The sequence below is a fragment of the Kineosporia sp. NBRC 101731 genome (genome assembly GCF_030269305.1).
Lineage (GTDB): Bacteria > Actinomycetota > Actinomycetes > Actinomycetales > Kineosporiaceae > Kineosporia.
Genome location: NZ_BSTC01000020.1, coordinates 1 through 12,603, shown reverse-complemented (window position 1 = coordinate 12,603; position 12,603 = coordinate 1). Strand labels below are relative to the sequence as shown.

Sequence of the window (12,603 nt, the reverse complement as noted above, 5' to 3'; positions counted from 1 at the left end):
GACGACGTGTCGTGCCCGGGACGGTCGGTGGTGCTCATGGCGGGGGTCCTCACACTGCGGTGGGCAGATCGTTCAGCGCCGCGACCAGCACCTCGGGAGAGGGTGATCCGCTCAAACCCTGCGGGCTCCGGTACACGCGGCAGGCCAGTTCCGTGACCGGCGCGGCGTCGGGGAACAGGTCCCGACCGTCGACCAGCACGGTCGGCGAACCCGCGAACCCGGCGGCGGCAGCCGCTTCAGGCGAGCCCACCGCGACCAGGTCGACGGTGACGCCGGCGTGCCCGGTCGCCTCCAGCGCGGTGAGCAACCGGCGATGGGTGATCTGCCAGTTCGGGCAGCCCTCGAAGTACACGACCTGAATCAGCACCACCCGATCGTCTCACCCAGGGCACCGCCCCGGACGTGATAAAGCGAACTACCAACCCTTCCCGGCGATCTCGACCCTGGTGGCTCACGCTGTCGCGGGGTGAGTCCCCGCCTCCTCCTCGCCGGTCATGTTCCTTGAGGACGGCGCGCATCTGCAGTCGCGTACTCCCGGTCGAGTTCAATCACGATGCGCCGGCCCAGGCCACCTCACGTCCCGGACTCGGCCGCACCGAAAGCTGACCGTGCGGCCGTTCCGGGACGACTTTATGGAACACCGTCTGGGGCACCGTCTGGAACGGTCCTGACCTGGGGCGTCTGCGATAGCCGTCAACACCGTCGGGGGTGTGCAAGTTCAAGGATGGCGTGCACCGCGCACGCCGACGGCTTGACGCGCTCATCCGGTAGGCGAGGGTCACATACCTCAGGCCCTGGTACCCCCTGGGGGTATGCGATTAGTGTGGGTGGCATGAGCAGTCACACCGAGGTGCCCGGCAGCATCGGCCTGTCGGCCGTCACCGATCCGGTCTGTGGGATGAGCATCGATCCGTCGGGCCCGTTCGTCGCCCAGCACGACGGGGGCAGCTACCACTTCTGTTCCGCGCATTGCCAGGCCACGTTCGAGGCCGACCCCGATCAGTACACGGGCGCAACGAGCCACGATGTGAGGCATCGCGCACCTGGGCCCGACCTCGCTGCCGTGAACGCGGCGCAGGCGGGGGAATACACCTGCCCGATGCACCCTGAGGTCCGCCGGTCCGGTCCGGGTGCGTGCCCGATCTGCGGGATGGCGCTGGAGCCGGTCACGGTGAGCGCGGACACCGGGCCCAGTCATGAGCTGATCGACATGACCCGCCGGTTCTGGGTCGGTCTGGTGCTGGCCCTGCCAGTGTTCGCGCTGGAAATGGGCCGGCACCTGTTCGACTGGGTCCACGACCTGATCCCGGCGACGGTCTCGGTCTGGGTCCAGCTGGTGCTGGCCACCCCGGTGGTGTTGTGGTGCGGGTGGCCGTTCTTCGTGCGCGGCTGGGCCTCGGTCCGCTCCCGCAACCTCAACATGTTCACGCTGATCGCGATGGGGACCGGCGTCGCCTGGGTCTACAGCGTGATCGCCACCCTTGCGCCGGGTATTTTCCCCGCCTCCTTCCGTACCGCTGAGGACATGAGCGCGGCCGAGGCGATGAGCGAGATGACCTCCGTGGGGACCGTCGATGTCTATTTCGAGGCCGCCGCCGTCATCACCGTCCTGGTCCTGCTCGGGCAGGTCCTGGAGCTACGGGCCCGGGAGCAGACCTCCGGCGCGATCAAGGCGCTGCTGGACCTGACCCCCAAGACCGCACGGCGTCTCACCGCGGACGGCACGGACGAGGAGGTCGCCCTGGCGGACGTCCAGATCGGTGACCAGCTGCGGGTGCGCCCCGGTGAGAAGGTCCCCGTCGACGGCGTCGTGGCCGAGGGCAGGTCGGTGGTCGATGAGGCCCTGGTGACCGGGGAGTCGATGCCGGTCACCAAGACCGCCGGCGACACGGTGATCGGGGGCACCATCAACCAGAGCGGCGCGCTGGTCATGCGCGCCGAGAAGATCGGTGCCGACACGATGCTCGCGCGGATCGTCGCGATGGTCGCGCAGGCCCAGCGGTCGCGGGCCCCGATCCAGCGGATGGCCGACCGCGTCGCCGGAGTCTTTGTTCCCGTGGTGATCGCGGTCGCCGCCGCCGCGTTCCTCGTCTGGGCCCTGGTCGGACCTGACCCGAGGCTGGCCCATGCCCTCATCGTGGCTGTGGCGGTTCTGATCATTGCCTGTCCCTGCGCCCTCGGTCTGGCCACCCCCATGTCGATCATGGTAGGGGTCGGGCGCGGCGCCGGGCTCGGCGTCCTGATCAAGAACGCCGAGGCCCTGGAACGGATGGAGAAGGTCACCACGCTGGTCGTGGACAAGACCGGCACCCTGACCGAGGGACACCCCGTCCTCACCTCCATCGTGCCCGCGGCCGGTTTCGAGGAGAACGAAGTCCTGCGCCTGGCCGCCGGGGTCGAGCGCGCCTCGGAACATCCTCTGGCCCGGGCTGTCCTGGACGCCGCCGGGCACCGCGAACTCGTCATCCCTGAGGTGCGGGACTTCGACTCACCGGTCGGGCGAGGTGTACAGGGCCTGGTCGAGGACCGCGCCGTGGTGCTGGGTAGCGCCGACTTCCTGACCTCGCACCACATCGACACCCGTGGACTGGACGCCCACGCCGATGAGCTGCGCGCCGATGGTGGGACCGTCATCTACGTCGGCGTCGATCAGGCCCTCGCCGGGATCCTCGCGATCGCTGACCCCGTCAAGGCGAGCACCCCTGCGGCGCTGGCCGCCCTGCGTGAGGAGGGCATCGAGGTCGTCATGCTCACCGGCGACAACCGGGTCACCGCCGAGGCGGTGGCCCGGCGCCTGGGGATCGACCGGGTCGAGGCGCAGGTACTGCCCGAGCACAAGAGCGACATCGTGAGGAAGCTGCGCGAGGAAGGCAGGGTCGTGGCGATGGCCGGTGACGGCGTCAACGACGCCCCCGCCCTGGCCGCGGCCGACGTCGGCCTGGCCATGGGCTCGGGCACCGACGTGGCCATCGAAAGCGCCGGAGTGACCCTGCTCGGCGGGGACCTGCTGGGCATCGTCCGCGCCCGGCACCTCTCCCAGAAAACCATGAGCAACATCCGCCAGAACCTGATGTTCGCGTTCGTCTACAACGTCGCCGGCATCCCGATCGCGGCTGGGGTCCTCTACCCCACGTTCGGACTTCTGCTCTCACCGATCATCGCGGCCGCCGCGATGGCCCTGTCCTCGGTCAGCGTCATCAGCAACGCCCTGCGCCTGCGCACCCAGCACATCTAACCGACCGCCTCACGCCCAGGGCCAGGGACGCGACCCGCTCCGCAGCCCAGCCCGCTCAGGAGTCCACCCGGTGGTGGCACCAGCCCGTTCAGAGCCAGCCTGACTGCGCCTACGGCGGGTCGCGCCGACGGGTGAAGAGCTGCGGCATGGGGCCTTTCCCGGGGCGTCTCCCTGAGCATCGCCTCGTGTCTGCCGGCTGTGGGATACCCCTAGGGGGGTATCCCACAGCCGGTGATTTCCTCAGCTGGGCATGCGGAGTGGCGTTTTCGGAGGAGGGCCGAGGGTGAGCAGGCCTGCGCAGCTCAGGCGGTGGATGGCCCAGGCGCAGGCGACGCCCAGGATGCTCAGGGCCAGCCAGGGCAGCGCGGGGGTGTTCCAGGTGTCGGCGGTGTCCAGGGCCGCGCCGGTGGCGAGGTTCCCGGCGGTGATACCGATCCCGGAGACGGTGCTGTAGAGGCCGTAGTGGGTGGCGACCAGCCGGTTACCGGACAGGTTGACGATGGTGTCCATCTCGAAGGGGTAGACGATGAGGGTGGCCAGGGTCAGGATCACCGCTGCTGCCAGCACCGGCATGAAAACCAGTGCCAGGCCCGGCCAGCTCCTGGATCCGGTGGCCGCCCCGGCGGGCCCACTCGTGGGGGCGAGCAGATCGGCCAGGAGCAGGGGCGTGAAGGCCACCCCCATCAGGGCCAGGCCACGGGTGATGGCCTGACCCGGGCTCCAGCGGCGTCGGCACCAGGCGGTGATGCGGACCTGAGTGGCCACGGCCAGGACCCCGGACACGACGAACAGCGCCCCGACCCCGAGAGTGGCGGAGTGCTCGTCGGGAGCCAGGCGCCGGATCTGCAGGGGCAGGACGAGGTAGACCTGGAAGGACAGCACGTAGGAACCGATCATCGCCAGGGAGAACAGGAGGAACCCGCGGTTGGCGCTCACCGCGCGCCAGTCGGTGAGCACCGAGAATCCTGTCGTTCCCGGGTCGCTTCGTTCAGGGCGACGGTCGGGCAGGGCGCGAGCCTGCAACACGGTCAGGCCCGCGAACACGGCCGCGGCCACGGTGCAGGTGAGCTGGAAGGAGATCCCGGTCAGCAGCACACCCAGCAAGGGGCCGATGACGATCCCGGCCTGGTAGAAGACGTTGAACACGGCGAAGGCCTCGGTACGTCGCTGGCCCGCGTCGTGGGCCAGGTAGGCGCGCACGGCCGGATTGAACAACGCCCCCGCGAACCCGGTGAGCGCTGAGGCCACGATCAGCGCCGGTAAGGAGTCGACAAATCCCAGGAGCGCGAACCCGACGGTGCGCAGGGTGCAGCCGGCCACGATCAGCCGCTTGTAGCCCAGGCGATCAGCCAGGGTCCCCCCGATCAGGAACATCCCCTGCTGGGTCAGGTTGCGTACGCCCAGGACCAAGCCCACCAGCCACGCGGCCAGGCCCAGGTCACCGGACAGATGCGCGGCCAGGTACGGCATCAGCATGTAGAAACCGATGTTGATGGTGAACTGGTTCAGGAACAGCAGTTGCACCGGCCGCTCGAAGGAGCGGGCCTGGCTGATCGTGGCCATCATGCCGGGTTCACCGGGACGTTAGAGGACGCGGCAGGGTTGATGATGGTGGTGCACCGGGTCCAGCTGCTCACCTCGCTGGAGTGCGGGTGGGTGATCTGCGCCGGCTCCTGGGGTGGTGCCACGTCCAGGTCCAGGCCGTGGGCGATGCAGTAGTCGTCGTTGTAGATGGTGTCGAAGTAGCGCTGCGGCCCGTCGGGGAAGATCGCCGCGATCCGCGTCTCTGCGGGCAGGGTGCGAGCCAGCCATCCCGCGACCAGGGCGACGGCCCCCACGCTCCACCCTCCGGTGGCGTACTGGGCGCGAGCCAGCGCCCGGGCGGCCCAGACCGCCTCGGTGGGGGCGACCCAGTGGACCTCGGCGAACTGCTCGTAGGCGACGTTGCCCGGATAGATGCTGCTGCCCAGGCCACGCATGACCCGCGGCCGGGCCGGCTGACCGAAGATCGTCGAGCCGATGGTGTCCACACCGACCACCCGCAGCTGCGGGAAGTACCGGCGCAGGACCTGCGCCACCCCGGCCGAGTGCCCGCCGGTTCCCACGCTGGCGACCAGGACGTCGATGCGTCCCAGCTGGGCGATGAGCTCGTGGGCCAGCCCCGCGTAGGCGGACACGTTGTCCGGGTTGTTGTACTGATCCGGGCTGTAGGCCTCCCGGTGGGCGGCCATCAGCTGCGCGACCCGTTCACGGCGGGCCTGCTGCCAGCCCCCGACCGGGTGGGGTCGGGTGACGGTTTCCACCCGGGCGCCGTAGGCGCTCAACAGCCGATGCATGATCGGTTCCATCCCCGGGTCACTGACCAAGGTCACCGGATGCCGGTACACCGTCCCGGCCAGCGCCAGCCCCAGACCCAGGGTGCCGCTGGTCGACTCGATCACCATGGCGCCCTCGCGTAGTTCGCCGCGCCGGCGGGCACGGTCGATCATGTACAGGGCGGTCCGGTCCTTGATCCCACCAGGGTTACAGCCCTCCAGCTTGGCCCAGAAACCGCGATCAGCACCGTTGAACGGGGCATCGATCCACAGCACCGGCGTATTCCCGACCAGTGCTTCCGGGGAGTGACTGGGGACTGCGGCCGAACGGGTCAGCAGCTGGCCCGGGGCCACCTGCAGGTCGTGGGCATCCAGGGGCTGAGCAACAGAGAACGTGTGCATCATCGCTTCCTTGACCGCGCCAAACGCGGCCGTGACATAGGGGAATGGGGTGCACCAACTCCGCTTCAACCCCATAGGCGCCCCGGGCAGCAGCGTGCTGCTCGCAACAGCACCCGACCGGCGCCTCCCTCTCAGGGCAGACGAAGGCCCGGGGTGACAGCCGGCATGACCCGCAGGCATGGCTCGCAGGGCAGGGCCCGCAGCCATCAACCTCGAAGGCGTGCTCAGGTAGGGCCGGGAGTTGGTGAAGACGTGAGGCCTGGTCCGCTCAGATCCGCCAGACACACAAGCGGGCGCTGGTATCAGGACCCCACGTCCCCGTCCCCCATGGGGGGCGTACTGGCAGGGGCCGGTTGCCGTTACCAGCGCCGTCCGCCCACTCGCCTACCTGCTCACCCTCATGCTGGTCCAGGTCAACGCCGTGGACCGTGAGTCCTGGCGGAGATGAAGAGACTTCACAGCCGCCGGGACCGCCCGGCCCCGGCCCGTGGGAGTGCCCCGATCCACCCTCCCCGGCGTGGTTGCCCTGGCTGTCGCCTATCGGAGCGTCGGCCACCACGCGGAGCTCCGCCGCCGAGGGCACGGCCGGCAGTACGCGCGGGTCTGGCTCGCTCGATCCGGACCCGTCATGCACGAGGCAGGCCACCATGCACAACGCGAGCAGCGCGCTCAGCAGCCCAGCCGGCAAACCCCACGTCCAATGACTGGCAGTAGGAATAACATTGCGCACGGTGACGAACCTATCGGCCTGACGGCCCTGCGGCCAAATAAATGCAGCGATATGCGCCCTGTGCCCGTGTCCGGCCGCACCCACATCTGGCTAGTGAGCGCAGCCTGCCTCGCGCCATGCCGGGACGCGCGCCGGGGGAACGAGCAACCCCCACGCGGGCACCACGGCGGCGGTCGTGCATCAATACCCCGAGAGCCCCCGTGCCAGCCGTGCCAGGTGTGCGCACCCTCCCTCTGCCCTTACTGTGTGAGGCGATGTCCGCGACCGGGGAACGACGAGGCGGGGGGCCAGGCGTCTGGCTGCCCGCCTGGGCGTGCCCGCGTGCGGGCGCCCGAGCCCAGCTAGGGCTGCTGGGGTTGCTGGTGGTGTGGACCGTCATGGCCGGAGTCCTGGCCATGCACGCTCTCAGCACAGGCCACAGCTCACACGCCGCCATGCCGACCGGTACCCAGCACGGTGACGCACACGTCCACTCCGGCGACCACCACCAGAACGACAGCGCTCAGACCGCCCAAACCAGCCGGACCAGCCAGCTCGATCGGGTCCAGAGCAGCGAGGGTGGCGATGATGTGGTTGCCTCCGTGGCGGCCGAGCTGAGCGCCAGCCCATCTGTTGCTCAGGCGGGCGTCGCGGTGGTTCGGGGCACAGCTGGGCAACAGGCGGTGCAGGGGCCTGGGATCGCGGGCGCTGTCCTGACCGACACCGGTGGTGAGCACACTGAGCAGGTCTCCGGGCATGAGCTGTGCCTGGACTGGGTGCCCGGTCACTGCCCGGCGGTACCCATGGGCACCCCCATGTGCCAGGCGGTTCTCACTGGTGCAGGTGTGGTGCTGCTGCTGCTGATGCTGAGCATGCTGGCCCTGGGCACCCGCCGAACGGTGTGGGTCCTGGCCCTGCACCCGGTGCCGACCTCCGGCGGCCCTGGCCGGTGGAGAACGTGGCAGTACCGCCTGCCGATCCAAGGCCCCTCGTTGCAGGAGCTCTGCATCAGTCGCACCTGAGCTGACCCGAGGCACGCACACGCCGCCCGCACCCGATCACCGGGCGCGATGGCCGCAGGTGCGTTCCTCATCAGCACAGTGCCAGCAGAGACATTCAACGTGAAGGGTTCCATCAGCATGCGTACAGCACACAATTTCAAGACCCTCAATGCCTGCCTCGCCCTGCCCGTCATCGCCGGCCTGCTCCTGAGCGGATGCGGCAGCGACGACGAGCCGACCTCCAGCAGCCCCACCACCAGCACCAGTAGTGCTGCCAGTAGTGCTGGCAGTAGCGCGGGGAGTGCAGAACCGGGTGTGGGGTTCAACGACGCCGATGTCACCTTTGCCAGCGGGATGATTCCTCACCACGCTCAGGCCGTCGAGATGGCCGATCTGGCCCTGACCAAGGCCAGCAGTGCGAAGGTCAAGGACCTGGCCGAAAAGGTCAAGGCCGCTCAGGCTCCAGAGATCCAGACCCTCTCAGGCCTGTTGTCCAGCTGGAATCAGCCGGCTCCCAGCACCGAGGGCAGCGATTCCATGGAGGGCATGGATCACGGGGACGCCGGCCACGCGGACTCCATGATGACCAGTGAGCAGATGGACGACCTCGAGGCCGCCAGCGGCGCGGACTTCGACCGGATGTGGGTCGACATGATGATCAAGCACCATGAAGGTGCCGTCGCCATGGGCAAGACCGAGGTCGCCGACGGCACCGATGCGCAGGCCACACAACTGGCCCAGACCGTCATCGACGCACAGACCACGGAAATCGCCGAACTCAAGAGCCTGGCCACCGAACTGGCCTGAGGATGCTCCCTTCCGACACTGAGTCTGAACGGGCATCCATCACTGCTCAAACACGTGGTCGCAGACCAGTCCTGGGTTGATGGGCTGAGTGGTGCCTCGCCCCGGCGGCGAGGCACCACTCCCCGATCTGCGGGATCTGGTGGCCCGGCAGCTTTCTGCGCGCACCCTGTGCCGGCGGGCTGCACCACGTCGGCAGTACCTCACACGGATCACGACCACCGGTAGCTGGGTCGTCGGCATCTGCACGCACACACCGACATCGCTGAGCGGTCCCACCTGCCGTCCTTGGCCCTCCGACAAGGAGCGACATGAACGATCGAACCACTATCGGCCGTTCCCCCGGCCGTTCCCCCTGGCCACGACGGTGGCTGCTGCTGATCCTGGCTGTTTTCGCCAGCATGATGGTGGCGTTCCCGGCCGCCGCTCACCTGGATCTGGTCTCCACCACTCCGGCCGACGGCACGGTTCTGAAGAACCCCTCGGCGGCGATCACCGTCACCTTCACTAAGGCGGCCGCCCCCTCCGGCGACGGGTTCACCCTCTACAACGCTGCCGGCCAGGCGGTTCCTGTCGAGGCTGATACCAGCGATGACGGCGTGACCTGGAAGATCCGCCCCACCGCGGCCCTGGAGCCCGGTAGCCGCTACGGCCTCAAATGGAAAGTCAGCGCCGGCGACGCCCACGCCAAGTCCGGCACCATCACCTTCCGCGTCGCCCAGGCACCTGCAGCCAGCCCCAACGACACAGCCAGCCCAGACCCCTCCCCGGCACCCTCTGCGCCAGCATCCTCGGACAGGCCCACCGACGCCAGCGCCACAGAGTCGACCCCGGAATCGGCCCCGAACGCTGATGATCACGCGCAGATGCCCGGGCACACGATGAACGACCAAGACACAGAGATCGGTGCCGACCTGGATGCCGGCCCCGATACCGGCCTGGATGCTGTCCTGGCTTCAGACGACGACGAAGGATCCACCCTCGCGGACACCGCGGCCACGGTGGCACGCTGGATGTCCTACGCCGGGATCCTGGTGAGCGTGGGAGCGCTGGTCATCGTCATCACCACCCTGGTCGGAGCCACCGGCGACGTACGTCTGGCCGAACACGTCGTGCGGATGGCAGCAGGACTGTGCGTGCTCGGCGCCCTCATCGAGGGGGCCTGCCTGCTGTGGACATCGGGCACCCAGGTGCCGTGGTCACCGGCCCTGGCCACCGGCCTGCGCCTAGCCGCCGGCACAGCGATGGTCCTGACACTGGAGCTCATACCGCGCAGCACCGGAGGCCGCCGCTCGTACGACGTCCCCGCGCTACCGGGCGCACCCAGCGCTCCCAGTACGCGGTCCTTCCCAGCCGCCGGAGGCGAGCATCCTCACAGGGAAAGGACCATGACCGGCGGCACTCCAGGGGCCAGCCGCTCGGCCCAGTTGATCCTGACCCCTCCAGTACGCACCGGGCGAGTACGCGGGGTCCCGATGCGCCCTGCCCTGACCGCCGTGATCAGCACCGTGATGCTGGTGTCCTTCGTGTTCGACGGGCACACCGCCTCCGTCGGCCCACGACTAATGATCGCCACAGCCGACCTGGCCCACACCGCCGCAGCCGCCGTCTGGGTCGGCGGCGTTGTCCTGCTAGCTGTCCTGCTCCTGGTGCGCGCCCGAGCCGGAGTGCCGACCGGCGCAGGCGAACTCGCCGTCCGCTTCTCCGTGCCCGCCACCGCAGCCGTCGTCGTCGCAGGCCTGGCCGGAACCGTCCTGACCCTGCTCATCATCGACAGTCCGAGCGACCTCACCAGCACCCCCTGGGGTCGCATCATGCTCATCAAACTGGGCCTGGTCGCCACCGTCGCGATCATGGGCTACGTCAACAACCGCTACGCCCTGCCCGCACTCGATTCATGGCGCCCCGGCACCGCCCGCCTCCTGCGACGCACCGTCGCCGCCGAAGCCACCGTCATGATCGCCGTCCTGCTGATCACCGCGATCCTCGTCGCCTCGCAGTCCTGACCACCACTCCAGTGGAATCGGGGAATACCGCGAGAACGAATAAGGCCGGTTACCAACCGCGGTACGGCGCCACTGCCCACTCGCGACCGAGCCGATCAGCACGGCGTTGACCCGGATCTATTCCGGCCCGAGCTCTTTGGACAGCGACGTGGGCAGTGCCAGACCCGCAGCGCGGGGAAGCCGCCGTGGGCACGGAGTTCCCTACGGCCGCCGTGCCGCTGACCGCCAGCACGGTGACGATCGCCCCGCCACCGACGGCCCGCAGATGCGGCAGCACCAGAGGTACTGCGCGGGCCGCCGCGACGTACGCGTCCATCTGTTCGGGATTGGTGACGTCGGCCTGGACCGCGAGAACAGCTCCGATCCGAGACTCATCCGATGAGGTGGGCGTGCAAAGTCGTGCGGCGGCCATGCCCCGATGCCTATATAGCGTCATCGTTCGGATACTCTCCGAAACCAATCATTCGTGAGAATCGCGACGACGGGGTGAGGGCATCGACGACGTACTGCGCGCGCTGCCGCAAACTCTGAATGACCTTGATCATCGCCTGCGGAACAGCTGCGAACGTGCAGAGATGGTCGCCGAGGACTTTCTCGCCCACGGATGGGATGGCCTTGCCTGGGTCATTGAACAGGTCGGCGAAGGCCTGTACTCGATGCTTGATCCTCTCCAGGAAGCCCATGTCGGCGTCGAAAGCGCCGTGTCCAGCGTCGAGCAGCTATCTGCTGAGCCCGCAGTTGAAGGTGTCCGCAATCGTCTGGCAGCGTGCAGCGCGGACCTGGCCACAGCCGGGGCTCTGCTCGCTGACCTAGCGCAAGCCCTAGAGGAGGCCGCCGCCCTGGCGATGCCCGCACACCAGGGTTTCGCCGACTCCCTCAGCGGGCAGAAGGATGACTTCCTGGCCGCCATCGAACTGGTGGAGCAGGAAGAGGCCAGGGTCGGGGTGGAACAACAGGCGGCCCAAGAGTTCGGGACGAACGTCGAGCAGAGAGGCAGCCGCCCCCCAGACCTTTCCCCTCCCCACCACAGTGACCTTGCGGATGCGGAGAGACCGGGGGCGAGCCTGCCGGACTGGGTCCGGACGGCAGGCGCCCGGCTTCCCATCCGGACAGGGAAAGGGCAGAAGACGGCCGGCCTGGTCTTCGACGCGGCCAACCCTCGCTCAGACACAGCGCCGGTGGTGTCCGGTGAGGATTTGAGCCTGGTCGAGGACCTGAACTTGCAGAACCGCCGACTACGTCGCGCGACAGCGCTGCTGTCTCACGTGGAGTCCCACGTTGCGGCCGGGATGCGCCGGGGACGCTACTCCCACGAAACGGTGCTGGTCATCAACAATCGGCCCTGCCGTAATCAGTTCGGTTGCGACGAGCTGCTGCCGTACATCCTGCCCCGCGATTCCCAGCTCCACGTGTACGTTTCGGACGAGCACGGCACCGCCCACTTCAAAACCTACCGAGGAACCGGAGAACTGACGCAGCCATGACCATGCCTTCCCCCTCCCCGACACCCCAAGCAGGCAATCCCCAGCGAGCGCCGCTGGTCCTGCAATGGGGGCGCGATGAGAACACCGACGAGACCTTCGAGGCCCGGGTGTCCACGCGTGAAGAACTCGCCGACGTCCTGACGAACATCCACACGCAGGCCCTACGTGAAGGCATCGCCTGCATGACGCAGATCTGGTCCGCCCAAACCATGCGTCAACGGGGCCCTGGTCCGGCCGAACCTGAAGTGCTCATCGAGGCCATCGTGGGTGACCCCCGCGGCGCCGGATTGCGATGGCTCGGTGATGACGACGAAGTCCAGGCCGCCAGCCCAAGCCTTGCTGCACCCAACGAAAACATTACCTTCGACAACGCTGGATCTGCCGACTCGCTACCTCCGAGCGTTTTTCGCCTGAGCATCGCCGACGTCCAGAACATTCTGATCGAGTACCTTGAAAAAGGATCACGCACAACGTCCCTGTCCTGGACTCGCTTAACCTTCCTTAACGACCCTGAACCCTGAGCCCGGATCCACCGGCCAGCATGAGTGATGTCACCGCAAAATAGGCCGCGGGTGCCCGCTGACCTGGGATGATGTTCTTGCGACGGAATATCAGCCCGAGGATCAAGGAAGCACCCGCGAGATGCG

General features: G+C 68.2%; 9 protein-coding genes. 6 read left to right on the top strand and 3 right to left on the bottom strand.

Annotated features, from left to right (window positions below):
- Positions 1-49: 49 nt before the first annotated feature.
- Positions 50-367 carry a DF family (seleno)protein gene (locus QSK05_RS33075; protein WP_285601343.1) on the bottom strand — a complete coding sequence of 106 codons (318 nt, stop codon included), beginning with the start codon at positions 365-367 and terminating at the stop codon, positions 50-52.
- 465 nt (positions 368-832) lie between these two features.
- Between QSK05_RS33075 and QSK05_RS33070 the strand changes: the two genes are divergently transcribed.
- Positions 833-3,235, top strand: coding sequence for a heavy metal translocating P-type ATPase (locus QSK05_RS33070; protein ID WP_285601342.1), 2,403 nt, complete (start codon positions 833-835; stop codon positions 3,233-3,235).
- Between the two features lie 240 nt (positions 3,236-3,475).
- On the opposite strand, the gene QSK05_RS33065 is transcribed toward QSK05_RS33070, so the two are convergent.
- The gene (locus QSK05_RS33065; protein WP_285601341.1) at positions 3,476-4,801 is read right to left on the bottom strand and encodes an MDR family MFS transporter; all 1,326 of its coding nucleotides are present in this window, start codon (positions 4,799-4,801) and stop codon (positions 3,476-3,478) included.
- Entirely contained in the window at positions 4,798-5,952 is a 1,155-nt protein-coding gene (locus tag QSK05_RS33060; protein WP_285601340.1) for a PLP-dependent cysteine synthase family protein, read from the bottom strand. The genes QSK05_RS33065 and QSK05_RS33060 overlap by 4 nt, the downstream gene beginning before the upstream one ends.
- A 984-nt stretch (positions 5,953-6,936) precedes the next feature.
- Here QSK05_RS33060 and QSK05_RS33055 point away from each other — a divergent pair.
- From QSK05_RS33055 to QSK05_RS33035, 5 genes are all read left to right on the top strand, one after another.
- A complete protein-coding gene (locus QSK05_RS33055; protein ID WP_285601339.1) occupies positions 6,937-7,683 on the top strand; it encodes a hypothetical protein in 747 nt (248 codons plus the stop codon).
- A gap of 48 nt (positions 7,684-7,731) precedes the next feature.
- Entirely contained in the window at positions 7,732-8,469 is a 738-nt protein-coding gene (locus QSK05_RS33050; protein ID WP_285601338.1) for a DUF305 domain-containing protein, read from the top strand.
- 308 nt (positions 8,470-8,777) lie between these two features.
- Positions 8,778-10,472 (top strand): copper resistance CopC/CopD family protein, encoded by a 1,695-nt coding sequence (locus tag QSK05_RS33045; RefSeq protein ID WP_285601337.1) that lies wholly within the window; start codon positions 8,778-8,780, stop codon positions 10,470-10,472.
- Between the two features lie 575 nt (positions 10,473-11,047).
- Positions 11,048-11,956 carry a DddA-like double-stranded DNA deaminase toxin gene (locus QSK05_RS33040; protein ID WP_285601336.1) on the top strand — a complete coding sequence of 303 codons (909 nt, stop codon included), beginning with the start codon at positions 11,048-11,050 and terminating at the stop codon, positions 11,954-11,956.
- A complete protein-coding gene (locus QSK05_RS33035; protein ID WP_285601335.1) occupies positions 11,953-12,477 on the top strand; it encodes an Imm1 family immunity protein in 525 nt (174 codons plus the stop codon). The genes QSK05_RS33040 and QSK05_RS33035 overlap by 4 nt, the downstream gene beginning before the upstream one ends.
- Positions 12,478-12,603: the final 126 nt, after the last annotated feature.

Coding starts and splice junctions, on each gene's coding strand:
- QSK05_RS33050 (WP_285601338.1), top strand. CDS start 7,732: ATGGCCGCAGGTGCGTTCCTCATCAGCACAGTGCCAGCAGAGACATTC.
- QSK05_RS33045 (WP_285601337.1), top strand. CDS start 8,778: ATGAACGATCGAACCACTATCGGCCGTTCCCCCGGCCGTTCCCCCTGG.
- QSK05_RS33055 (WP_285601339.1), top strand. CDS start 6,937: ATGTCCGCGACCGGGGAACGACGAGGCGGGGGGCCAGGCGTCTGGCTG.
- QSK05_RS33040 (WP_285601336.1), top strand. CDS start 11,048: ATGGTCGCCGAGGACTTTCTCGCCCACGGATGGGATGGCCTTGCCTGG.
- QSK05_RS33065 (WP_285601341.1), bottom strand. CDS start 4,801: ATGATGGCCACGATCAGCCAGGCCCGCTCCTTCGAGCGGCCGGTGCAA.
- QSK05_RS33035 (WP_285601335.1), top strand. CDS start 11,953: ATGACCATGCCTTCCCCCTCCCCGACACCCCAAGCAGGCAATCCCCAG.
- QSK05_RS33060 (WP_285601340.1), bottom strand. CDS start 5,952: ATGCACACGTTCTCTGTTGCTCAGCCCCTGGATGCCCACGACCTGCAG.
- QSK05_RS33070 (WP_285601342.1), top strand. CDS start 833: ATGAGCAGTCACACCGAGGTGCCCGGCAGCATCGGCCTGTCGGCCGTC.